The organism is Candidatus Pelagibacter sp. HIMB1483 (assembly GCF_052048135.1).
GTDB lineage: Bacteria > Pseudomonadota > Alphaproteobacteria > Pelagibacterales > Pelagibacteraceae > Pelagibacter.
This window is the reverse complement of the sequence record NZ_JBNAIM010000002.1, coordinates 332,513-353,729: the sequence shown is the minus strand read 5'-3', so window position 1 is coordinate 353,729 and position 21,217 is coordinate 332,513. Positions and strand designations below refer to the sequence as shown.

17 protein-coding genes, 2 tRNA genes and 1 other RNA gene are annotated in these 21,217 nt (G+C 29.5%); 9 read left to right on the top strand and 11 right to left on the bottom strand.

The genetic code is table 11. The features are described from left to right. Positions 1-27: 27 nt before the first annotated feature. Together rnpB and ACTTAV_RS02540 are read right to left on the bottom strand one after the other, a co-directional pair. Positions 28-381: RNase P RNA component class A (gene rnpB / locus ACTTAV_RS02545), an RNA gene on the bottom strand. A 50-nt stretch (positions 382-431) separates the two neighbouring features. Further along, positions 432-1,148 carry an N-acetylmuramoyl-L-alanine amidase gene (locus ACTTAV_RS02540; protein ID WP_440669984.1) on the bottom strand — a complete coding sequence of 239 codons (717 nt, stop codon included), beginning with the start codon at positions 1,146-1,148 and terminating at the stop codon, positions 432-434. Positions 1,149-1,224: 76 nt separating this feature from the next. Here ACTTAV_RS02540 and ACTTAV_RS02535 point away from each other — a divergent pair, with 76 nt between their 5' ends. Both ACTTAV_RS02535 and ACTTAV_RS02530 read left to right on the top strand, forming a co-directional pair. After that, entirely contained in the window at positions 1,225-2,010 is a 786-nt protein-coding gene (locus tag ACTTAV_RS02535) for an MlaA family lipoprotein (RefSeq protein ID WP_440669982.1), read from the top strand. Between the two features lie 12 nt (positions 2,011-2,022). After that, on the top strand, positions 2,023-2,613 hold the full coding sequence (locus tag ACTTAV_RS02530; protein WP_440669981.1) for an MlaC/ttg2D family ABC transporter substrate-binding protein: 591 nt from the start codon (positions 2,023-2,025) through the stop codon (positions 2,611-2,613). A gap of 13 nt (positions 2,614-2,626) precedes the next feature. On the opposite strand, the gene ACTTAV_RS02525 is transcribed toward ACTTAV_RS02530, so the two are convergent. The 6 genes from ACTTAV_RS02525 to ACTTAV_RS02500 all read right to left on the bottom strand — a co-directional run bounded on the left by ACTTAV_RS02525 (position 2,627) and on the right by ACTTAV_RS02500 (position 7,744). After that, complete coding sequence (locus tag ACTTAV_RS02525) at positions 2,627-3,385, bottom strand: FkbM family methyltransferase (RefSeq protein WP_440669980.1); 759 nt, start codon at positions 3,383-3,385, stop codon at positions 2,627-2,629. Positions 3,386-3,398: 13 nt separating this feature from the next. Then, positions 3,399-3,475: transfer RNA gene (locus ACTTAV_RS02520), tRNA-Ile, on the bottom strand. Between the two features lie 53 nt (positions 3,476-3,528). Then, positions 3,529-3,603: transfer RNA gene (locus tag ACTTAV_RS02515), tRNA-Val, on the bottom strand. A gap of 11 nt (positions 3,604-3,614) precedes the next feature. Beyond that, positions 3,615-5,441 (bottom strand): RNA polymerase sigma factor RpoD, encoded by a 1,827-nt coding sequence (gene rpoD, locus ACTTAV_RS02510; RefSeq protein ID WP_440669979.1) that lies wholly within the window; start codon positions 5,439-5,441, stop codon positions 3,615-3,617. Positions 5,442-5,507: 66 nt separating this feature from the next. After that, positions 5,508-7,283, bottom strand: a complete 1,776-nt coding sequence (dnaG, locus tag ACTTAV_RS02505) for a DNA primase (RefSeq protein WP_440669978.1) — start codon at positions 7,281-7,283, stop codon at positions 5,508-5,510. Continuing rightward, positions 7,283-7,744 (bottom strand): GatB/YqeY domain-containing protein, encoded by a 462-nt coding sequence (locus ACTTAV_RS02500; RefSeq protein ID WP_440669977.1) that lies wholly within the window; start codon positions 7,742-7,744, stop codon positions 7,283-7,285. Before ACTTAV_RS02500 ends, dnaG begins: the two co-directional genes overlap by 1 nt. 126 nt (positions 7,745-7,870) lie before the next feature. On the opposite strand from ACTTAV_RS02500, the gene carA reads away from it, so the two are divergent. Both carA and carB read left to right on the top strand, forming a co-directional pair. Then, entirely contained in the window at positions 7,871-9,067 is a 1,197-nt protein-coding gene (gene carA / locus ACTTAV_RS02495) for a glutamine-hydrolyzing carbamoyl-phosphate synthase small subunit (protein WP_440669975.1), read from the top strand. Beyond that, the gene (carB, locus tag ACTTAV_RS02490) at positions 9,045-12,269 is read left to right on the top strand and encodes a carbamoyl-phosphate synthase large subunit (RefSeq protein WP_440669974.1); all 3,225 of its coding nucleotides are present in this window, start codon (positions 9,045-9,047) and stop codon (positions 12,267-12,269) included. Before carA ends, carB begins: the two co-directional genes overlap by 23 nt. Here the strand turns inward: carB and ACTTAV_RS02485 are convergent. Both ACTTAV_RS02485 and ACTTAV_RS02480 read right to left on the bottom strand, forming a co-directional pair. After that, complete coding sequence (locus ACTTAV_RS02485) at positions 12,266-12,931, bottom strand: hypothetical protein (protein ID WP_440669973.1); 666 nt, start codon at positions 12,929-12,931, stop codon at positions 12,266-12,268. The two genes, carB and ACTTAV_RS02485, sit on opposite strands and share 4 nt — an antisense overlap. Beyond that, a complete protein-coding gene (locus tag ACTTAV_RS02480) occupies positions 12,918-13,868 on the bottom strand; it encodes a mitochondrial fission ELM1 family protein (RefSeq protein WP_440669972.1) in 951 nt (316 codons plus the stop codon). The genes ACTTAV_RS02485 and ACTTAV_RS02480 overlap by 14 nt, the downstream gene beginning before the upstream one ends. A gap of 21 nt (positions 13,869-13,889) precedes the next feature. Between ACTTAV_RS02480 and trxB the strand changes: the two genes are divergently transcribed. Then, positions 13,890-14,834 carry a thioredoxin-disulfide reductase gene (trxB, locus tag ACTTAV_RS02475; RefSeq protein ID WP_440669970.1) on the top strand — a complete coding sequence of 315 codons (945 nt, stop codon included), beginning with the start codon at positions 13,890-13,892 and terminating at the stop codon, positions 14,832-14,834. Here the strand turns inward: trxB and ACTTAV_RS02470 are convergent, their stop codons facing one another. Next, a complete protein-coding gene (locus tag ACTTAV_RS02470; protein ID WP_440669969.1) occupies positions 14,835-16,022 on the bottom strand; it encodes a pyridoxal phosphate-dependent aminotransferase in 1,188 nt (395 codons plus the stop codon). A 36-nt stretch (positions 16,023-16,058) separates the two neighbouring features. Here ACTTAV_RS02470 and uvrB point away from each other — a divergent pair, with 36 nt between their 5' ends. The 4 genes from uvrB to uvrC are packed head-to-tail and all read left to right on the top strand — an operon-like array spanning position 16,059 to position 21,211. Further along, a complete protein-coding gene (gene uvrB / locus ACTTAV_RS02465; RefSeq protein ID WP_440669967.1) occupies positions 16,059-18,233 on the top strand; it encodes an excinuclease ABC subunit UvrB in 2,175 nt (724 codons plus the stop codon). Next, entirely contained in the window at positions 18,215-18,967 is a 753-nt protein-coding gene (locus tag ACTTAV_RS02460) for an SDR family oxidoreductase (RefSeq protein ID WP_440669965.1), read from the top strand. Before uvrB ends, ACTTAV_RS02460 begins: the two co-directional genes overlap by 19 nt. Further along, entirely contained in the window at positions 18,964-19,389 is a 426-nt protein-coding gene (locus tag ACTTAV_RS02455) for a dihydroneopterin aldolase (protein WP_440669964.1), read from the top strand. The genes ACTTAV_RS02460 and ACTTAV_RS02455 overlap by 4 nt, the downstream gene beginning before the upstream one ends. Then, entirely contained in the window at positions 19,376-21,211 is a 1,836-nt protein-coding gene (gene uvrC, locus ACTTAV_RS02450; RefSeq protein WP_440669962.1) for an excinuclease ABC subunit UvrC, read from the top strand. The genes ACTTAV_RS02455 and uvrC overlap by 14 nt, the downstream gene beginning before the upstream one ends. Positions 21,212-21,217 lie beyond the last annotated feature (6 nt).

The following is a 21,217-nucleotide window of genomic DNA, read 5'->3' as shown; positions in this document are numbered from 1 at the left end:
TTTCAAATATTTATATTTAGGAAATAATTAGCCAGATGAACTATAAGCCGGGTTCTGTCATTAAAACTTATCATTTGTCTAGACTTAAGATCACTCTTAAGCTCAAGCAACTAACCCTGATGACGAGCCAAAGATAGCTTTTAGTTATTCACAATGTCATCTCTACTTAGTCTTGCTCCCAGTGGGGTTTTCCAGCGTTCATTGTTACCAATAGAACCGGTGTGCTCTTACCACACCTTTTCACCCTTGCCTTGTTAAGGCGGTATATTTTCTGTGGCACTATCCCTAGGGTCGCCCCTGCCAGGGGTTACCTGGCACTGTATCTTTGTAGAGTCCGGACTTTCCTCTTTAATTTCTTAAAGCGATAAGTCGTTCATCTGGCATATACAACTTATAGTTAAAAAAGGATTTTTCAAGTTTATTTTCAAAGCTTAAATAAGGTTTTTACTTATTAAATAACACTCTTTATCTACTTTTCCATTAATAAGACTTTGTCTAAATCTTCTTTGAAAAGCTGTTGTAAGATATTTATTGCTAGCAATTGTACTAAGTCCTTTAATATTATTATAACCAATTTTATGCAGATTCTTAAAAAATTTATTTTTTTCTGCTTTCGAATTGAGCTCGACTTTTCTAAATTTTTTAATTTTTTTTAGATCTAGCCTATGCCACCATGCTAATTTTTTTTTTGCTAGTGTCTGCCAAGGGAATTTTTCACCTGGATCTTTTTTTCGATTAGGAGAAATATCAGAATGGCCTAGAATAAACCTATTATCTACTTTATAATTTTTTATTAAATATTTTAACAGTTTTTCTATTGAAATTATCTGTTTTGGAGAAAAATTTTTATAACCATGTTGATGGCCGGGATTGGTTATTTCTATTCCTATTGATGAGCTATTCAAAGACTTATAATTTTTCCAATTAGATATACCTGCATGCCATGCCTCATAACTAACTGGCACCAAGTTTAAAATGTCTCCATTTTTTTTTATATAAAAATGTGAACTAACTTTAGATTTAGGATCTTGCAATTTTTTTATTGCACCCGACTCAGTCTTCATTCCAGTGTAATGAAAAATAATAAATTTAATTTTTTTTTTTGATCTTTTGCCTAAGTCAAAGTTAGGAGAATAACTTGCGGTCATTTTTATGCCCATTTTTAGATGCATTTTTAATAAATAGTTAATTTACTTTAGTAATTAATATAATATAAGATCGATAATGATGAAAAAAATTATGCTAATAATGCTTACAACCCTCGCGCTAACTTTAAATGTAAGTGCAGGCACAGATGGAGAATTAATATTAAAAAAAAATGAACCATCAGAAGTAAAAGACTGTTTTGAGAAAATAAACAGAGTTACTTTTGCATTTAACCAAACTCTAGACGGAGCGATTTTTCAACCAGTTGCATCGCTCTATAGAAAATTACCCTCTCCTGCTAAGACAGGTGTTAGCAATTCTTTAAACAATCTTTCTCATTTATTAACTATTCCAAATAATGTCATCCAAGGAGATTTTAAAGAAGCAGGAGTTAATACAAGTAGATTTGTAATAAACACAACTATTGGTATCTTAGGAATTTTTGATGTTGCTCAATATATGGGTCTTATAGATTATGAAAAAGAAGATTATGGACAATCATTAGCTAAGCTGGGTGTTGGTCCTGGCTGTTATGTTGTATTACCAGTTTTAGGTCCAAGTACAGCAAGAGATACTTTAGGTTCAACTTTAAATTTTTTTGGAGGAGATCCTTGGTATAACGTGACAATAAAAAATGATACTCAGTATTTTGAAAATTCAGATTACTACTTTTCAAAAGGAGCTTCTGGAGTTGATTTTAGAGCAAAAAATTATGATTCAATCGAAAATTTAGAAAAAAATTCATTAGATTTTTATGCTTCAGTGAAAAGTTTATACTTACAAGACAGACAACAAAAAATTCTTAATACCAAAAAAATTATCAGCACTCAGGATGATAGTGATTGGGAAGAAATCAGCCAATAATTAAAATAAATTATGAGAATTAAAAAAATTATTATAGTAATTTTTTTATTTTTATCATCGATAAATAACTCATATTCAATTGAAGCTGATGTATTTGTACAGTCAACAGTAAACAGGGCCTCAAAAGTATTATCTGAAAATATTTCTAAAGATGAAAAAATCAATAAGCTTAAGATTATTGCAAAAGAGACAGTAGATATTAGAGGAATAGGATTTTATACACTTGGATCGATTAGAAAAAGTTTAACTGATGATCAAAAAATTAAATATGAAGAATTATTTAATGAGTATTTTCTTAAAAGTTTTTCTAGTAGATTATCTGAATATACAAACCCAGAAATTGATGTAACATCAAAAGAGAAATTAAGCGAAAATTACACATTAGTTAACAGTATTTTAAAAGGAACCTCTGAAAGACCAGAAGTAAAAATTGATTGGAGAATTTATACAAAGAATCCAGAAAATCCATTAATTAGAGATTTAATAATTGAAGGTTTAAGTTTGGCAAGAACTCAAAAAGAAGAGTTTGCATCAATTTTAAATTCTAATGATAATGATATAAATGCTCTTTTTAAAACCTTAGAAGAATTTTCAAAAAATTAGATATATTAAATTTTTATATTTTTTTTAACCCAGTAAAATTAACTGATGACTCATTTGGTATCATAAATGCATTATATCCTTTTAAATATATCCTATAATCATTTTTTTTAAAAAAATTTATTATCTCCTCATTTTTAGTTTTCAAAAGTTCAATAAATAAAAATGGTCTAAATTTGATAATAAGATTTCTAGCACCATTTACCGCAACTTTTTCCATACCTTCTATGTCTATTTTAATAAAGTCTACCTCCTCATCAAAACTATCTAATTTAATTGTTTCAACTTCTTCAAATAATCCAGACCTTTTCATGTCAAAATTATCTGAATTTTTGAAAGGTTTGTTTAATTCAAAACCCCCAAAATTATTAAATTTGGAATAATCGGGAAGTTCAATTTTTATAACTTCATTATTTTTATCACTGACTGCATTTCTATAAAGTTTTATGTTTTTTATTTCATTAATTGAAATTGTTTCTTCAAACATTTTACAAATATTTGATTGGGCCTCAAACGCCCTAATAAATATTTTATCCTTAAATATATTAGATAGAGCTAACGAGTGACTTCCAATATTTGCACCAATATCGTAAAATAATATCTTGTCTTTATTTTTACACTTAATCTCTAAAAGCTTCGAAATAGCGAGTATGTCATCTAAGCCCCAATAATTTTGATTCAAAAAGGCTTTTCCTATGTATTGATCATTAATATTAATAACAATTTTTCCAAATTTAGTATCTATTGTTTTTAAATTATTATCAAACTTTATCATTAATTAAATGGTTTGGTGGGCCCGCCAGGACTCGAACCTGGGACCAATACATTATGAGTGTACTGCTCTAACCAACTGAGCTACAGGCCCAAACGAACATTTCTACTTTGTTTTTAATTTATAATCAATCAAGTATTTAATTATGGTGGGCCGTGTTGGTTACGCTCCAACTACCCCTGCAATGTCAATGCAGTACTCTACTATTGAGCTAACGGCCCAAAGATTAACTTTAACTTTCTAAGAAACTTTTTAATTGTTTTGATCTACTTGGATGTTTTAATTTTCTTAATGCCTTGGCTTCAATTTGTCGTATCCGTTCTCTAGTTACCGAAAATTGCAAACCAACTTCTTCTAAAGTATGATCAGTATTCATTCCTACTCCAAATCTCATCCTTAAAACTCTTTCTTCTCTTGGTGTAAGAGTAGATAAAATTTTTGTAGTCGCTTCACCTAAATTTGATTTAATCGCCTGTTCTAATGGAGCTAAAGCTTTTGTATCCTCAATAAAGTCACCAAGACTACTATCCTCTTCATCGCCAACTGGTTTTTCAAGAGATACTGGTTCTTTAGAAATTTTAAGTACTTTTCTAACTTTATCTAAAGGCATTCTCAGCTTTTTAGCTAACTCTTCTGGTGTAGCTTCTCTTCCAAATTCACTCAATATAAGTCTTTGTGTTCTTACTATTTTGTTAATTGTTTCTATCATATGCACAGGTATCCTTATTGTTCTTGCTTGATCAGCAATCGATCTTGTAATTGCTTGTCTAATCCACCATGTAGCATATGTAGAAAACTTATATCCTCTTCTATACTCAAACTTATCAACTGCTTTCATCAATCCAATATTTCCTTCTTGAATTAAATCAAGAAATTGCAAACCTCTATTCGTATATTTTTTTGCAATTGAAATAACCAATCTTAAGTTAGCCTCTACCATTTCTTTTTTAGCTATTCTTGACTCTTTTTCTCCCTTTTGAACTCTGCTAACTAATTTTTTAAAATCAGTAACTGACATACCAATTTTATGACTAATTTCTATTAATCTCTCTCTTATTTCTTTAAATTTATCTTTATTCTTTGCAAAAAATTGCTTCCAGACATTATTGGTGTCTAAAAATTTTTTAAGGTTTGGATTAATTTCATTACCAATATAAAATTTTATAAACTCATTTCTTGGTATTTTATAATCCATAGCTAATCTTAAAAGATTACCTTCTAAAGAAATAATTTTTTTATTTTCGACATAGTGCTTTTGAACTAATTCCTCAAGAACTGATGGTGATAATTGAAGCGATTTAATATTTTCAAGAATTTCTTTAACAATTTTATCATAACTTTTTTCTTTTGCAGGTGAAAAAAGTTTAGACTCTAAAGTACAATCTAATTTTTCTTTTTGATACTTAATTAGTTTATTATAATCTTTTGTTATTGAGTTTATTGTTTTTAAAACTTTGGGTTTTATTTCTGTTTCCATTGCTGCAAGTGTTGGATTAAAGTCTTCATCACTATCATCACCAGATCCTTCTTCTCCATCAGTTTCACCAGCATTTTTTTGTTTTGCACTCGGGCCTGTTGACTCATCCTCCATATAGTTTGTATCAATATCAATAATCTCTCTAACTAAAATTTCGTCCTTTTGTAATTTTTCGTTCCACTCAAAAAATTGCTGGGCTGTAATTGGACTTTGAGACAACGCAATTAGCATTACATCTTTTCCAGCTTCTATTCTTTTAGCAATAGCAATTTCACCTTCTCTTGATAATAACTCAACTCCACCCATCTCTCTTAGGTACATTCTTATAGGATCATCACTTTTTTCAATTGTTTTACCTTCCTCTTTAGAAGAACCTTCTTTTTTTCTTAAAACTTTGAAATCTGATTTTTTTTCTACTAAAGATATTTTTTCATCTAAAATATGTATAAATGCTTGAGCAAGGTTCTCATCTGAAAGATTTCTTTTCCCAAGAGATTTATTTAATTCTTCATAGGTGATGAAACCTCTATGAGTTCCTCGTCCCATTAAGCGAGCAAATGATTTTGTAATTATTCTTTCCACACTAATAAATTTGAATAGTCTTATATAATGTCAAATATATAAAAATCCATTATTAATTTATTGAGATTAATTGATATTTTGCTTTTTTTTAAGCTCTTTTAGCTCGTTAAATGTCGCTTCGCTCAAATCTTTAGAAAACTTCGATTCTAATTCTTGGATTCTAAACTCTAAGTCATAATTATTTAAGTCTCTACTTATGTCGTCTAAAATTTCAATTACTTCATGTTCGTTATTAGGCTTATTTTTTAAGATATATTTAATAGGAGCAAACTTAATTATTTTATCAATTAATTGGTCATCAATATCTAATTTGTTAATTGATAATTTTTTTCCTGATTTTAATTTTAATAAAATTTTTTTGAAGATTTGCTTATTAACATCTGTAAATAATTTAATATCTTCAACTAAGTGAATATTTTCTTGTATTAGATCTAAATTGTTTATCATCAAGTAAATCAACGAAAATTCTTTTAGTTCTACTCCAGTGAGTGATTTACTATCATTATAATGTTTTTTTGTTGTTGCTAATGATTTGGTTTTTTTAAAATAAAAATTTTTTTTATTTTGATTGGTGTGTGGTGTTAAATCAGAGATTTTTTCTAAAAAATATTCTAATACATATTTTTTTATATAATTGTCTTTGATTGTATTAGCTATATCTCTAAGTTTTTTATCAAAAATTGCCATTGAGGATGGGTTATTTTCAGTATGCTTTTTATAGTGAGTAAATATAAATTGATGAATTGAAATTTTATTCTGTGTCGAATAGTCAATAAAATAATTTTTTCCATTTTTATTTACAAAGCTATCTGGATCCTCGTTATCTGGTAAAAATAAAAATGATATTTGTTTTTCAGGTTTTAGATCTTTTATAGAATTTTCTGCAGCCCTAAGTGCAGCCTTGTAACCACTTTCATCGCCATCGAAACAAATAATAATTTCATCAAAAAATTGGTTTAATGTAAATATTTGCTTGTCTGTTAAAGATGTTCCTAAATTAGCCACAGCATTTTCAATTTCATTTTTACTTAACCCAACAACATCCATATATCCTTCAACCAAAAAAATATTTTCTAATTTGTTTGATAGTTTTCTAGCGAAATCTAAATTATATAAATTTGAACCTTTTTTAAAAAAAGAAGTTTCTGGAGAATTAATATATTTTGCAAGAAAATCACTTTTTTCAATTATTCTTCCCCCTAATGCTATTGGCTGTCCTGAGATATTATTTATTGGAAAAATTAACCGACCTCTAAATCTTTCAACATAGATTTTTTTTTTCTCATCTAGATAAAATAATCCAGTTTCAAGTAGATCATCAGTATTAAAACTATTTTTTAATTTTTCAAATAAATTTGGATTTTTTTCTATGTAACCAATTTTAAACTTTTTTACTTGATCTTTATCAATAGACCTATTTTTTAAATAGTCTCTGGCAATAGAACAGTTTTCATTCTTTAAAAGCTCATCGTGATAATAATCAACATACTGATTGAAAATTGCAGAATAAATTTTCCATTTTTCTTCTCTTATTTCATCTTGTTTTGAGAAAATATAAGGTTGCATACCAGCAAGATTAGCTAAATATTTTACAGCTTCACCAAATCTTAAATTTTGTGTTTTCATGACAAAATCAAATATGTTTCCATGCTCAGATGTTGCGAAACAATGATAAAATTCTTTTTCATCATTCACTGTAAACGATGGTGTTTTTTCATTTTTAAAAGGTGAAAGACCCACATACTCTTTTCCTCTTTTTTTTAAGCTAACAACTTTTGAAACGACTGTTGAAACCTTCAATCTTGTTTTGATTTCATTAAGATATTCTTTTGGATATTTCATTATTTATTTAATAATTCTTTAAGTAAAATTCCTGCTTTTGAGAAATCGATTTCATCAGCATGTTTTTTCTTTAACTCACCCATAACTTTACCCATATCTTTAATTGAACCAGCTCCTAACCTAGAAATTATTTCTTCACATATTTTTTTTGTATCTTGCTCACTAAGTTGTTTAGGTAAAAAACTTGTCAAAATATCGTATTCATTTTGCTCCACCTCTAAAAGATCAGCACGATTATTTTTTTTATAAATATCAATTGATTCGGCTCTTTGCTTAACCATCTTCTTGAATAATTTTTTTATATCCTCATCATCTGTCTCTTTTTTGTTAGGACCTGATCTATTGGAAATATCTAGATCCTTAATAGATGATAAAATTAACCTATAAGTTGATATTTTGGTTTTATCTTTTGATTTTAAAGCATTTTTATATTCAGTTTCGATTGTTTCTTTTAATGACATAATTTTTTAATCTACTGCAAAGATAAAATTCTTCAAAAGAAAAATTGTTTTTTTACAATTTTATAATACATCTCTGTTGCGATAATAAACCATTTATTGTATTAACCTTTAACTCATGAGTTGTAATTGAACAAAAAAGCAAAAAAAACAACCTCAAAAAAAATCTCAAAAATTCATACAGGCATTTTAGTTCTTGAAAATAAAAAAGTTTTTAAAGGCATTGGCATTGGTTATCAAGGAGCTGCTACTGGTGAGGTTTGCTTTAATACTTCATTAACAGGATACCAAGAAATAATATCTGATCCATCTTATGCGGGACAAATTATAAATTTTACATTTCCTCATGTTGGAAATGTTGGCACAAACAAAGAAGACTATGAATCTGATAAAATCTGGACTAAGGGAGTTGTGTTTAATTCGGAAATAACATCACCATCTAATTACAGATCATTTCTTCATCTAGACGCTTGGCTAAAAAAAAATAAAATTGTTGGAATTACAGGATTAGACACTAGAAGTTTAACTAATTTTATAAGGGATAAGGGCGCTCCTAAGGGGACAATTGCTCACAATAAAACGGGTAAATTCAATATCAGTAAATTAACTAACTCAACAACTAAGTGGAGTGGACTAAAAAACCTTGATCTTGCAGAAAAAGTCACAACATCAAAAAACTATGTGTGGAAAGGACTTAAGACTTGGAAAAAAGAAACTGGTTACAAAAAAAATAATAAAAGTATTTTTCATGTAGTTGCGATTGATTATGGAATAAAAAAAAATATTTTAAGGTATTTTTCCGACTTTAATTGCAAAGTAACTGTTGTTCATTGCAAAACATCAGCTGATAAAATTTTATCGCTTAAACCAAACGGTATATTTTTATCAAATGGTCCAGGGGATCCTGCTGCGACAGGAAAATATGCAATTAATATAATTAAAAATTTAATTAAAAAGAATTTACCTATATTTGGTATTTGTTTGGGTCATCAAATACTTGCACTAACACTTGGTGCAAAAACCAAAAAAATGAAACTTGGTCATAGAGGTGCTAATCACCCTGTTAAAAATTTAATTCATGATAATGTCGAGATAACCAGTCAAAATCATGGCTTTGAAATTGTTAGAGAAAGTTTGCCAAAAAATATTGAAATTACTCATAAATCTTTATTTGATAATTGTATTGAAGGTATCAGATTAAAAAATAAACCAATATTTTCAGTTCAATATCACCCCGAGTCAAACCCAGGACCTCAAGACAGCGTTTATTTATTTCAAGAATTTATTAACAACATGAAAAAAAATGCCAAAAAGAAAAGATCTTAAAAAAATATTGGTTGTTGGAGCAGGTCCGATCATTATTGGGCAAGCTTGTGAGTTTGATTATTCAGGAACACAAGCGTGTAAAGCATTACGAGATGAAGGATACAAGGTAGTATTAATTAACTCAAACCCTGCAACAATAATGACTGATCCTGATGTTGCGGACAAAACTTATATAGAGCCCATTACTTTAAAAGTTTTAGAGAAAATTCTTAAAAAAGAAAAACCTGATGCAATTCTTCCAACTATGGGTGGTCAGACAGCCCTTAACCTTGCAATGGAGGCTGAGAAAAAAGGACTACTAAAGAAATACAAAATAGAATTAATTGGGGCAAATTCTAAAGCTATCTCAAATGCAGAAGATCGAAAGAAATTTAGAAAAAATATGATTGATATAGGTTTAGATCTACCTAAATCTGAAATTGTAAACAATATCAACCAAGCATCTAAAGTTTTAAATAAAATAGGATTACCTGCAATCATTAGACCTGCATTTACTCTTGGTGGACTTGGAGGTGGAATTGCTAAAAATAAAAAAGATTATCTTAAAATTATTAAAACTGGATTACATGAATCACCTGTTAATCAAGTTTTAGTTGAGGAGTGCTTAGAAGGTTGGAAAGAATTTGAAATGGAAGTTGTAAGAGATAAAAAAGATAACTGTATAATTGTTTGCTCAATAGAAAATGTTGATCCAATGGGAATACACACAGGAGACTCAGTTACAGTTGCTCCTGCTCTCACTTTAACTGATAAAGAATATCAAGTAATGAGAAATGCTTCAATTGCATGTCTAAGAAAAATTGGAGTTGAAACAGGTGGATCAAATGTTCAATTTGCAATTAATCCTAAAAATGGACGAATGGTAGTAATTGAAATGAACCCAAGGGTTTCCCGTTCATCGGCACTTGCATCAAAAGCAACTGGATTTCCAATTGCAAAAGTTGCCGCAAAACTTGCTGTTGGCTACACATTGGATGAGTTAAAAAATGAAATTACTAAAGTTACTCCTGCATCATTTGAACCAAGTATTGATTATGTAGTAACTAAAATTCCAAGATTTACATTTGAAAAGTTTTCAACATCTCCTGCAACATTAGGCACTTCAATGAAATCAGTGGGAGAAGCAATGGCAATTGGAAGAAACTTTAAAGAGTCACTTCAAAAAGCATTAGTTTCTCTTGAAACTGGTTTTTCGGGTTTAGATAGAATATTTAATTTAAATAAAAAGCAAATTGAAAAGAAACTTAAAGAAAATATACCAAATAAAATTTTGTTAGTTGCGGAAGCAATTAGAAAAAAAATTGATTTAAAAAGAATATTCACACTATCTAAGATTGATCCATGGTTCTTAGAGCAAATCAAAGAAATTGTAGATAATGAAACTAAGATTAAAAATAAAGGTTTACCTAAAGATTTTAATGAATTTAACCGAATAAAATCAATTGGCTTTTCTGATAAAAAACTATCAGAATTAACTAACATCTCTGAAGATACCGTTAGACGAAAAAGAACAGCACTTAAAATCCTACCTGTATTTAAAAAAGTTGATACCTGTGCAGCTGAATTTAAATCTTTTACTCCCTATATGTATTCAACATATCAGCGTAACTTTTCAATTAATTCTGAATGTGAAGCAAATCCATCATCAAAGAAAAAAATTATTATTTTAGGCGGTGGACCTAACAGAATAGGTCAAGGAATAGAATTTGATTATTGCTGTTGTCAGGCTAGTTTTGCATTAAAAGATGTGGGCTTTGAAACAATCATGGTTAACTGTAATCCTGAAACAGTTTCAACAGATTATGACACGAGCGATCGATTATACTTTGAGCCTTTAAAAGAAGAATATGTCTTTAATATAATTAAAAAAGAAAAAGAAAAAGGAAACCTTATTGGTATTATTGCTCAGTTTGGTGGACAAACTCCAATTAAACTTGCAAAATTTTTGCATGATAACAATCTTCCAATTTTAGGTACCCAATATACATCAATTGATTTAGCAGAGGATAGAAATCGATTTAGAAATTTATTAAATAAATTAAAACTAAAACAAGCTAAAAGTGGAATTGCTAAAACCTTTAAACAAGCAATTCAAATTTCTGATAAAATTGGTTTACCCTTAATGGTAAGACCTTCGTATGTTTTAGGTGGAAGAGCAATGGAAATTGTTTATGAAAGAAGTCAGCTTAAAAATTTTGTAGAGGAAGCATTTAAAGCTGCTGAAAAAAATCCAATTTTGATTGATAAGTTTATTGATCATGCAATGGAGGTAGATGTAGATGCTATTTCTGATGGAAACCAAGTTCATGTTGCAGGAATAATGCAACACATTGAGGAAGCAGGAATTCACTCAGGTGACTCGGCATGTAGTCTTCCTCCTGTTTCAATTAAGCCTTATTTAATAAAAGAAATAGAAAATCAAACTAAAAAACTTGCTCTTGCCTTAAAGGTTAGAGGTTTTATGAATATACAATTTGCAATTAAAAAGGATGAAATTTATGTAATCGAAGTAAATCCAAGAGCTAGTAGAACAGTTCCTTTTGTATCAAAAGCAAAAGGGCTTCCATTAGCTAAAATAGCTTCGAGAGTGATGGCGGGAGAAAAATTATCTAAATTTAATTTAAAAGATAAATCAAAAGGAATGTATGCAGTAAAAGAAGCTGTATTTCCATTTAACAAATTTCCAAATAGTGACTTGCTTTTGGGACCAGAAATGAAATCAACAGGTGAAGTAATGGGTTTTGATAAAAATTTTGGTATGGCTTTTGCGAAAAGTCAAATTGCGGCAGCAAACTCGTTACCCACAAAAGGCTTAGCTTTTATATCATTAAAAGATTCACATAAAGATGAGGGAATTGATTTGGCAAAAGATTTAATCAAGCTTAATTTTTCTTTAAGCGCTACAAAAGGAACTGCGGATTACATAAAAAAACACGGCATGAAGTGTAAAATCATAAACAAAGTAAGTAGTGGCTCACCTCATATTGTGGATATTTTAGACTCAAAAAAAATTGCACTAGTAATAAACACTGGTGGAGGAAACAGTGAGCACAGGTTAAATGATGCTATAGCTTTGAGGAGGGCTACTCTCAAAAATAAAGTTCCTTATTGCACAAATATGTCAACAGCACATGCATGTATAGAAGCAATTAAATCATTAAAAACAAGAAATTTAGAAGTAACTTCTCTTCAAGATGTTTAAGAATTTACTTTCCAGTCTGTTTTAAAAGTAACATAATTTACTTGAAGACATCTTCTTTCTTTGACTATCTTTTTTTTTTCCATTCCATGCCACGTATTTGGACCACTGGTAAATAAATACCCATAGTTATGTTTATACGGAACAGTTTTAACTTTTTCTAATTTTTCATTATAAAAATCTGTCCCTAAGTCCTCAGACTCATTCTCATTATTTATAAAGATCAAACCTGACAATAACTTTTCTTTAATATCACAATGAGGTTTCAGCCAAAATCCTTCCCTATCACAAATAACCTCAACCCTGACATATGAATTGGATAAATCTTTATTAATCATTTTTGAAATCATTTCATAAGTTTCTTTTGACTGAAGTTCATTTATAAATTTTACAAGGTTTGGAAATTGAGATGCATTTTCTTTTGTTACAAAACACCTAAATTTAATTGCTTTGCCTCCTGACGCTATTCCTTTTCTATATTCTGCAGCTCCATCATCTATAGCTCTAGTTCCATCATAAGATAAATTATGTTTGCTTACGTCAGGGATGTCAGCACCAATAATTTCTTTAATTGCATTCTCAGTTAGAGGATCATTATATTCCCAGTGATCAAATGGGAAATCGTGTTTTTTAGATTTATTTAAAATTGAATCAAGAAAAGTCATATTTTTTAAATTGTTCTTTTATATAATCTGAAATCTTATCAGTTTCATTAAGTTTATCATAACTCCATTTTTCTAATGAATTTTCCAAATCTTTAATGATTTTTAAAGATTTAAATAATTCAAAAAATTTTTTAAATCTGTAATTATTTCTAACTGGCTCCATCTGAGCTACATAAATTGGCTTACCAGTCATTGCTGCCTCTGAAATCATTGAAGTTGAATCGCATGTCACAACAATATAATCAGTCAATTTTAATGATGAGAGGTAGGCTTTTTTATCAACCTTATCAATAATTATTTGATTATTATCAAAATATTTCTTTGCATAATCAATTATTTTTTGAGGTGTCCTTATTGATGGTATAAAGATTAATTGATAGCCCTTAATGATAAAATTGTCATTTATTTTGGAAAATATTCTATTAATTTCTTTTTCATTAAAATCATAATATTTATTTGGACCGCCAGTAACCAAAGTTACAATTTTTTCTTTGTTAATTTTAGGTTTTAAATAATCAATATTTTTTTCTAATTCATCATTTCTTAGATAATGAATTGCTCCTTTGCTTTTGAGAACATTTTTCCCATTTAAACCATCATGTTCTGGAATAACAACTAAATCAAAATTTTCTAATGAAACCTTTGGATCCTGAATATGAATATTCATTATCTTATTTTTATATATTTTTTTTAGATAGATAGATGGGATGACACTTTTTCTCCCACAAGAAATTACAATATTAAAATTTTGATTAATTTTATTTTTAAAGGTAAAATTTTGAGCTGGAGTAAGTTTTGGAGGAATCATTTTCCAAAAATTATTAAGTTCAATTTTCTCGTGTATAAAATCTAAATCCAATGCCTTAGCAAGACCTTCTACTTGGCTAATCATGCCATGCATTCCTTCGGTCAATAATAAACCTTTTAATTTAGTCATTAATCACTATATAGCTTTCATATGAGTCAAAATCCAACTAAACACACAAAAGTGTTAATAATTGGATCCGGCCCTGCTGGATACACTGCTGCTGTTTATGCAGCAAGAGCAATGCTTAATCCAATTTTAGTTTATGGTTCTGCCCCAGGCGGACAATTAACAACTACTACAGATGTTGAAAATTATCCAGGATTTGCCGATGTAATTCAAGGCCCGTGGCTAATGGATCAAATGAAAGATCAAGCAAAAGCAGTTGGGACTGAAATGATTGAAGATCATATCGCATCAGTTAATCTAAAGTCTAAACCATTTGAAGCAGTTGGTGATAGTGGTCAGAAATATACTGCTGATAGTATTATCATCTCAACTGGAGCACAAGCAAGATGGTTAAATTTAAAATCAGAGCAGGAGTTTAGAGGGTTTGGAGTTTCGGCATGTGCGACTTGTGATGGTTTTTTTTTTAAAAATAAAGAAGTTGCTGTTGTGGGTGGTGGTAATGCTGCAGTAGAAGAGGCAATGTTCCTTACAAAATTTGCATCAAAAGTAAAATTAATTCATAGAAGAGATAGTTTAAGAGCAGAAAAAATGCTCCAAAAAAAATTAATGGAAAATAAAAAAATTGAGATTATTTGGGACTCGGTTGTTGAAGATGTTGTTGGTGATAAAGAACCTAAAAACGTTAAAGGAATAAAAGTAAAAAACATCAAAACAAATAAAGTTGATGAGTTAAAATTAGATGGATTATTTATTGCGATTGGTCATGATCCTGCAACTCAATTATTTAAAAATCAATTAGAAATGGATAAGGAAGGATACCTAATTACAAAACCCGACTCAACAGAGACTAATATTCCTGGTGTTTATGCGGCTGGGGATGTGAAGGATAAAACATTTAGACAAGCTGTAACTGCTGCTGGGATGGGATGTATGGCAGCACTAGAAGCAGAAAAGTTTTTATCTCACTAACTAAGAAATACTTTCACAAAAGGATTTAATTCTACTCATTGCTTTTTTTAAATTTTCCATTGAAGTGGCATATGAAATTCTAAAATAGCCATCTAAACCAAAAGCAGAGCCTTGGACAACTGCAACATTTTCTTTTTCTAACAATTTTTGAACAAAGTCACTATCTGTTTTAAGTTTTGTTTTTTTATTTAGTAAACCTTTACAGCTTGGAAACACATAAAATGCGCCATTAGGTGTCAAACAACTTATTCCCTTAATGCTATTTAAATTTTTAACAACAAAATCTCTTCTTTCCTTAAAGGCATTTGATCGTTCTTGGATAAAATCTTGTGATCCATTTAAAGCCTCTACAGCTGCAGCTTGACTTACTGAAGATGGGTTTGAAGTTGATTGAGATTGAATTTTACCTATTGCCTTAATGATATCCTTGGGACCAGCTGCATATCCAATTCTCCAACCAGTCATTGCATAAGATTTACTCACTCCATTCATGGTTAAAGTTCTATCTTTTAGTTTAGATAATTGGGCAATAGTAAAAAAATTAAAATTGTCATAACTAATATGTTCATAAATATCATCGCTTAAAATATGAACCTTTTTATTTTTAATTAACACTTTAGCTAGATCCTGAATTTCATCTTTAGTATACCCTGCTCCTGTTGGATTTGATGGAGAGTTAAGAATTAACCATTTTGTTTTTTTTGAAATTGCCTTTTGGAGTTTTTTTGCAGTAAGCTTAAAACCATCTTTCTCATCACATTTAATTATTTTTGGTTTTCCACCTGCTAATAAAACCATATCAGGATATGAAACCCAAAAAGGTGCAGGTATAATTACTTCATCACCTTTGTTTAAAGTTGCCATAAAAGCATTATAAAGTACTTGTTTACCACCAGTTCCAACTGTTATTTGATCAGTGCTAAAATCGAGATTATTTTCTCTTTTGAATTTTTCAACTATTGCTTTTTTAAGAGCAGGAGTTCCATCAACTGCTGTATATTTCGTATCTCCGCTTTTGATGGCTTTAATAGCTGCGTCTTTTATATTGTCAGGTGTATCAAAATCTGGCTCACCAGCTCCTAACCCAATTACATCTTTACCAGCTTCTCTTAGTTCTCTTGCTTTTTGTGTAACAGCTATAGTTGGAGATGGTTTAATTCTCTTTAAACTGTCTGATATTATGCTCATTGAAATATAAATTAATTCTACTACGTTGTTTAATATATGGAAAATACTTATCAAGATTTAATTACTGATATTCAGAGTAAAAATCCTAAAATCAGTGGAAAACTTGAAGGTGGTAAAAAATTTAAAATTAAATCTGATTTTAAACCAGCTGGTGACCAACCAGAAGCTATAAAAAAGTTGGTTGATGGTGCAAATAAAGAAGAATTTAATCAGGTACTTCTCGGTGTTACCGGTTCAGGAAAAACCTTTACTATGGCAAAAGTAATAGAGGCTACTAATAGACCAGCATTAATTTTAGCTCCGAACAAAACTTTGGCTGCTCAGCTTTATGGTGAGATGAAAACTTTCTTCCCTGATAATGCTGTCGAATACTTTGTGTCTTATTATGATTATTATACTCCTGAAGCATATGTTCCAAGATCTGATACTTATATTGAAAAGGAAGCATCAATAAATGAACAAATAGATCGTATGAGACATTCTGCAACAAGATCTCTTCTTGAAAGAGATGATGTTCTTATAGTGGCCAGTGTGTCATGTATTTATGGTTTAGGATCAGTCGAGGCTTATAGCAAGATGACTTTAACGCTTCAAAAAAATTATGATTACAATAGAGAACAAATAATTAAATCTTTAGTTGCTCTACAATATAAACGTAATGATCAGAATTTCTATAGAGGCACATTCAGAGCTAGAGGTGAATATTTAGAAATTTTTCCGTCACACTTAGAAGATAGGGCTTGGAGATTAAGTTTATTTGGTGACAAACTTGAACAAATAGAAGAGTTTGATCCTCTTACAGGGGATAAAGTAAGAGAATTAAGTTTAGTTAAAGTCTATGCTAATAGTCATTACATCACACCAAAACCTACTATTGAACAGGCAATAATAAATATAAAAAAAGAATTAGAGATAACATTAAAAAAACATAGAGCTGAAAATAAATTACTTGAAGCTCAAAGATTAGAAGAAAGGACAAAGTTTGACCTTGAAATGATTGAAGCAACTGGTTCTTGTGCTGGAATTGAGAACTATTCAAGATTTTTATCAGGAAGAAAACCTGGAGAGCCACCTCCTACATTATTTGAATACTTTCCAGATAATACTTTAATTTTTGTTGATGAGTGTCATGTAACAGTACCTCAGCTCAATGGAATGTATAAAGGTGATAGATCTAGAAAAAGCACATTAGCTGAATACGGTTTCAGACTTCCATCTTGCATGGATAATAGGCCACTTAAATTTGAAGAGTGGGATTTAATGAGGACACAAACTGTATTTGTTTCAGCAACTCCAGGCCCTTGGGAATTAGAACAAACAAAAGGGAAATTTATAGATCAAGTAATAAGACCTACAGGATTAATTGATCCACCAGTCGAAATAAGACCAGCCAAAAATCAAGTAGATGATTTAATGCATGAATGTAAAAAAGTTATTGAAAACAATCATAGGGTTTTGGTGACAACACTTACGAAAAAGATGGCTGAAGATTTAACTGAATACCTTCATGAAAATGGAGTGAAAGTTAGATATTTACACTCAGACATCGATACTCTTGAAAGAATAGAAATCATGAGAGATTTAAGAATGGGGGTATTTGATGTTCTTGTTGGAATAAATTTATTAAGAGAAGGCTTAGATATTCCTGAATGTGCTTTAGTTGGAATTTTGGATGCTGACAAAGAAGGTTTCCTTAGATCTGAGACTTCTTTAATTCAAACAATTGGAAGAGCAGCAAGAAATGTTGATGGAAAAGTGATCCTTTACGCAGATAAAGAAACAAAAAGTATTAAAAAAGCAATTCAAGAAACAGAACGAAGAAGAAAAATTCAATTAGCTTATAACAAAAAACATAAAATTGATGCAAAGACTGTTAAAAAAGAAATAAATGATATTTTAGAGAGTGTTTATGAAAAAGATTATGTAACAATCAGTGAAGGTTCTAATGTTGGGGGAAATCTAAAAAAACATCTAAAAGCTTTAGATAAAAAGATGAAAGAAGCAGCTTCAAACTTAGAATTCGAAGAAGCAGCCAAAATTAGAGATGAAATAAGAAAACTAGAAAGTACAGAATTAGAAATTACATTAAATCCAAAAATACGACAGTATGATGTAAAAAATAAACTTTATCCTAAAGGTAGATCCACTATGGGCATGCCTGGTACAAAAGTTACAAAAAAAAGAGATAAAAAATGGAAGCACGGAAGATAATTATCACAGGTGGCGCAACAAGAATAGGAGCCGCGATTGCAGAAAAATTATCTGGATCAAATAAAGAAATCATTATTCATTATCATAAATCAAGATCAAAAGCAGAATTTTTAAAAAATAAACTTAAAAAGAATGGAACTAAAGTCTATTTGGTTAAGGGCGATTTAAATAAAGAAAAAGATGTAAATAAAATAATTAAATTTGCGAAATCAAAAATAAAATATTTTGATTGTTTAATTAATAATGCATCAATATTTGAGAATGATAAATTAGAAAATTTTAATAAAGCTAGCTGGGATAAACACATATCAACTAATTTAAAAGCTCCTGCTCTATTAACTAAAGAATTTTCAAAAAATGTAAGAGGAAAAAATAACAACATTATAAATATCATAGATCAAAGAGTTTTTAAACTCACTCCATACTTCTTTTCTTACACAATTAGTAAAGCTGGGCTTTATACTTTGACCAAAACTAGCGCAATGAGCCTATCACCCAATATAAGAGTTAATGGTATAGCTCCAGGTCCAACTATAAAGAATATAAGGCAATCAATAAATCACTTTAAAAAACAATATTTGGCTACTCCCTTAAAAAAACAGGTTGATGTAAAAGAGATTTGTAATGCAGTTGACTTCTTCATTAAAAACAGTTCTATTACAGGTCAAGTATTAGCTGTTGATAGTGGTCAAAGCTTAAACTGGCAAACACCTGATGTTTTGGGAAAAGAATGAAAAAAAATAATTTCAAAATAGTAAAAATTCATAAAGAAAAAAGATTATTTAATTATGAAAAAAAAATACTCATAAATGAATTAATTTTAGATCTTAAACTTGGCTACTATGACTTTGAGAGAAAAAAGGCCCAGAAGGTTAAATTTAGTCTTGAAATTGATTACGAAGATAAAAAACCTAGTAACGATAAAGATTTAAAATCAATAGTTAATTATGGAACAATCGTTAAACTAATTACAAAACTAGTCAAAAAGAAACATTATAATTTTTTGGAAACTTTAGCTGAAGCTGTATTCGATGAACTATTTAAAGACAAAAGAATTGGAAAAATAATGTTAAAAATTGAAAAAATGGAAATTTTAAAAGAGTGTTCATCTGTTGGTATACAAATTACCAAAAAAAGAAGTCATGATAAGTTCTGAAATTGGCAAAGAAGTAATTAAAAAAGAACTCCCTTTAATACCTAAACTACCTGGTGTTTACAGAATGTTAAATGATAAGGGAGATATTCTTTATGTTGGGAAAGCAAAAAATTTACCTAACAGATTAAAGAGCTATGTATCAGAAAAAAATCACATAATAAGAACTGAGAGAATGCTATCCCAAACAAGAAGATTGGAGATTACAACAACTTCAAATGAAAGTGAAGCTTTGCTACTTGAAGCAAATTTAATCAAAAAACATAAACCCAAATTTAATATTTTACTACGAGATGATAAATCTTTTCCATTTATTTTTATAGGCAACAAAGATAAGTGGCCTCAAATAAAAAGGCACAGAGGAAAAAAAACAAAAGAAGGTTTTTACTTTGGTCCATTTGCATCAGCTGGATCAGCTAATTGGACTATAAAAATGATACAAAAAATTTTCCAATTAAGAGTTTGTGATGATACCGTTTTTAAAAATAGAGAACGCCCATGTATTCTTTATCAAATAAAAAGATGTTCTGGACCATGTGTGGGTTATGTTGAAAAAGATGAATACAAAAAAACTGTTGATGATGCTATTGAATTTGTCTCTGGTAAATCAAGAAAAATACAAAAAAATTTATCTGAGCAAATGGAAAAGGCAAGTGATGATTTAAATTTTGAAAAAGCGGTAATTTTAAGAGATAGAATAAAATCTTTAAATATTATTCAATCTTCTCAAAGGGTTAATGAAGCAAATTTAATTGAAGCTGATGTAGTCGCTGGATATAAAGAATCTGGCAAAACATGTATTCAGGTTTTCTTTTACAGGTCAAAGCAAAATTGGGGCAATCAAGCATTTTTTCCAAAACATGATCCAGATGAAAAATTAAGTGATATATTGAATTCGTTTGTTTCACAATTTTATGAAAATAAAAGTGTTCCCTCTTCAATAATTTTATCTGAAGAGATAAAAGAAAAGAACTTGATTGAAAAAACTCTTTCTGAAAAAGAACAGAAGCAAATTAATATTTCTGTTGCAAAGAAGGGATCAAAATTAAAAGTTATTCATCAAGCAATCAAAAATGCAAAAGATAGTTTAAATAGAAAACTTTATGAAAGTCAAAATAATAGAGAATTATTTGATTCTGTTGCAAGTAAATTTAATCTAGAAATAAACATAAATTTAATAGAGGTTTACGATAACAGTCACATTCAAGGAACTAATAGTGTTGGCGCATTAATTGCTTATGGTGATGAAGGGTTTATTAAAAAAAGGTACAGAAAATTTAATATAAAACTGCAAAAGAATGAACAAGATGATTATGGAATGATGCGAGAGGTTCTCAATAGAAGGTTTAAAAGAGCTATCCAAGAAAAAGACAATTATTTAACATTTCCTGACTTAGTAATGGTTGATGGAGGAAAAGGACAATATTCTGTAGCTCGAGAGACCTTAAATGAGTTAGGTCTTCACGACTTACCAATTATTGCTATAGCGAAAGGTAAATATAGGAATAGCGGTAATGAAACTTTTTTTCATAACGGAAAAGAATATAAATTTACAAAAAACGACCCAACTTTATTTTTTCTCCAAAGAATTAGAGATGAATCTCACAGATTTGCAATAAGCGCTCACCGAGCTAAAAGAAAAAGAGGAATTAGTAAATCTTTACTTGATCAGATCGAGGGTATTGGATCTATCCGAAAAAGAGCATTATTAAACCATTTTGGTTCTGCCAGAGCAGTAGAATCTGCAAGCCTTGATGAAATAAAATCTGTTGAAGGTGTTGAGGAAAAAGTTGCAAAAAAGATATATAACTTTTTCCACGAATAAATATTT

Excerpts from the sequence above, each read along its gene's own strand:
- ACTTAV_RS02525 (WP_440669980.1), bottom strand. The coding sequence starts at position 3,385 with ATGATAAAGTTTGATAATAATTTAAAAACAATAGATACTAAATTTGGA.
- trxB (WP_440669970.1), top strand. The coding sequence starts at position 13,890 with ATGAGTCAAAATCCAACTAAACACACAAAAGTGTTAATAATTGGATCC.
- uvrB (WP_440669967.1), top strand. The coding sequence starts at position 16,059 with ATGGAAAATACTTATCAAGATTTAATTACTGATATTCAGAGTAAAAAT.
- ACTTAV_RS02460 (WP_440669965.1), top strand. The coding sequence starts at position 18,215 with ATGGAAGCACGGAAGATAATTATCACAGGTGGCGCAACAAGAATAGGA.
- ACTTAV_RS02535 (WP_440669982.1), top strand. The coding sequence starts at position 1,225 with ATGATGAAAAAAATTATGCTAATAATGCTTACAACCCTCGCGCTAACT.
- ACTTAV_RS02540 (WP_440669984.1), bottom strand. The coding sequence starts at position 1,148 with ATGACCGCAAGTTATTCTCCTAACTTTGACTTAGGCAAAAGATCAAAA.
- ACTTAV_RS02480 (WP_440669972.1), bottom strand. The coding sequence starts at position 13,868 with ATGACTAAATTAAAAGGTTTATTATTGACCGAAGGAATGCATGGCATG.
- ACTTAV_RS02485 (WP_440669973.1), bottom strand. The coding sequence starts at position 12,931 with ATGACTTTTCTTGATTCAATTTTAAATAAATCTAAAAAACACGATTTC.
- dnaG (WP_440669978.1), bottom strand. The coding sequence starts at position 7,283 with ATGAAATATCCAAAAGAATATCTTAATGAAATCAAAACAAGATTGAAG.
- uvrC (WP_440669962.1), top strand. The coding sequence starts at position 19,376 with ATGATAAGTTCTGAAATTGGCAAAGAAGTAATTAAAAAAGAACTCCCT.
- carB (WP_440669974.1), top strand. The coding sequence starts at position 9,045 with ATGCCAAAAAGAAAAGATCTTAAAAAAATATTGGTTGTTGGAGCAGGT.
- ACTTAV_RS02530 (WP_440669981.1), top strand. The coding sequence starts at position 2,023 with ATGAGAATTAAAAAAATTATTATAGTAATTTTTTTATTTTTATCATCG.
- ACTTAV_RS02500 (WP_440669977.1), bottom strand. The coding sequence starts at position 7,744 with ATGTCATTAAAAGAAACAATCGAAACTGAATATAAAAATGCTTTAAAA.
- ACTTAV_RS02470 (WP_440669969.1), bottom strand. The coding sequence starts at position 16,022 with ATGAGCATAATATCAGACAGTTTAAAGAGAATTAAACCATCTCCAACT.
- ACTTAV_RS02455 (WP_440669964.1), top strand. The coding sequence starts at position 18,964 with ATGAAAAAAAATAATTTCAAAATAGTAAAAATTCATAAAGAAAAAAGA.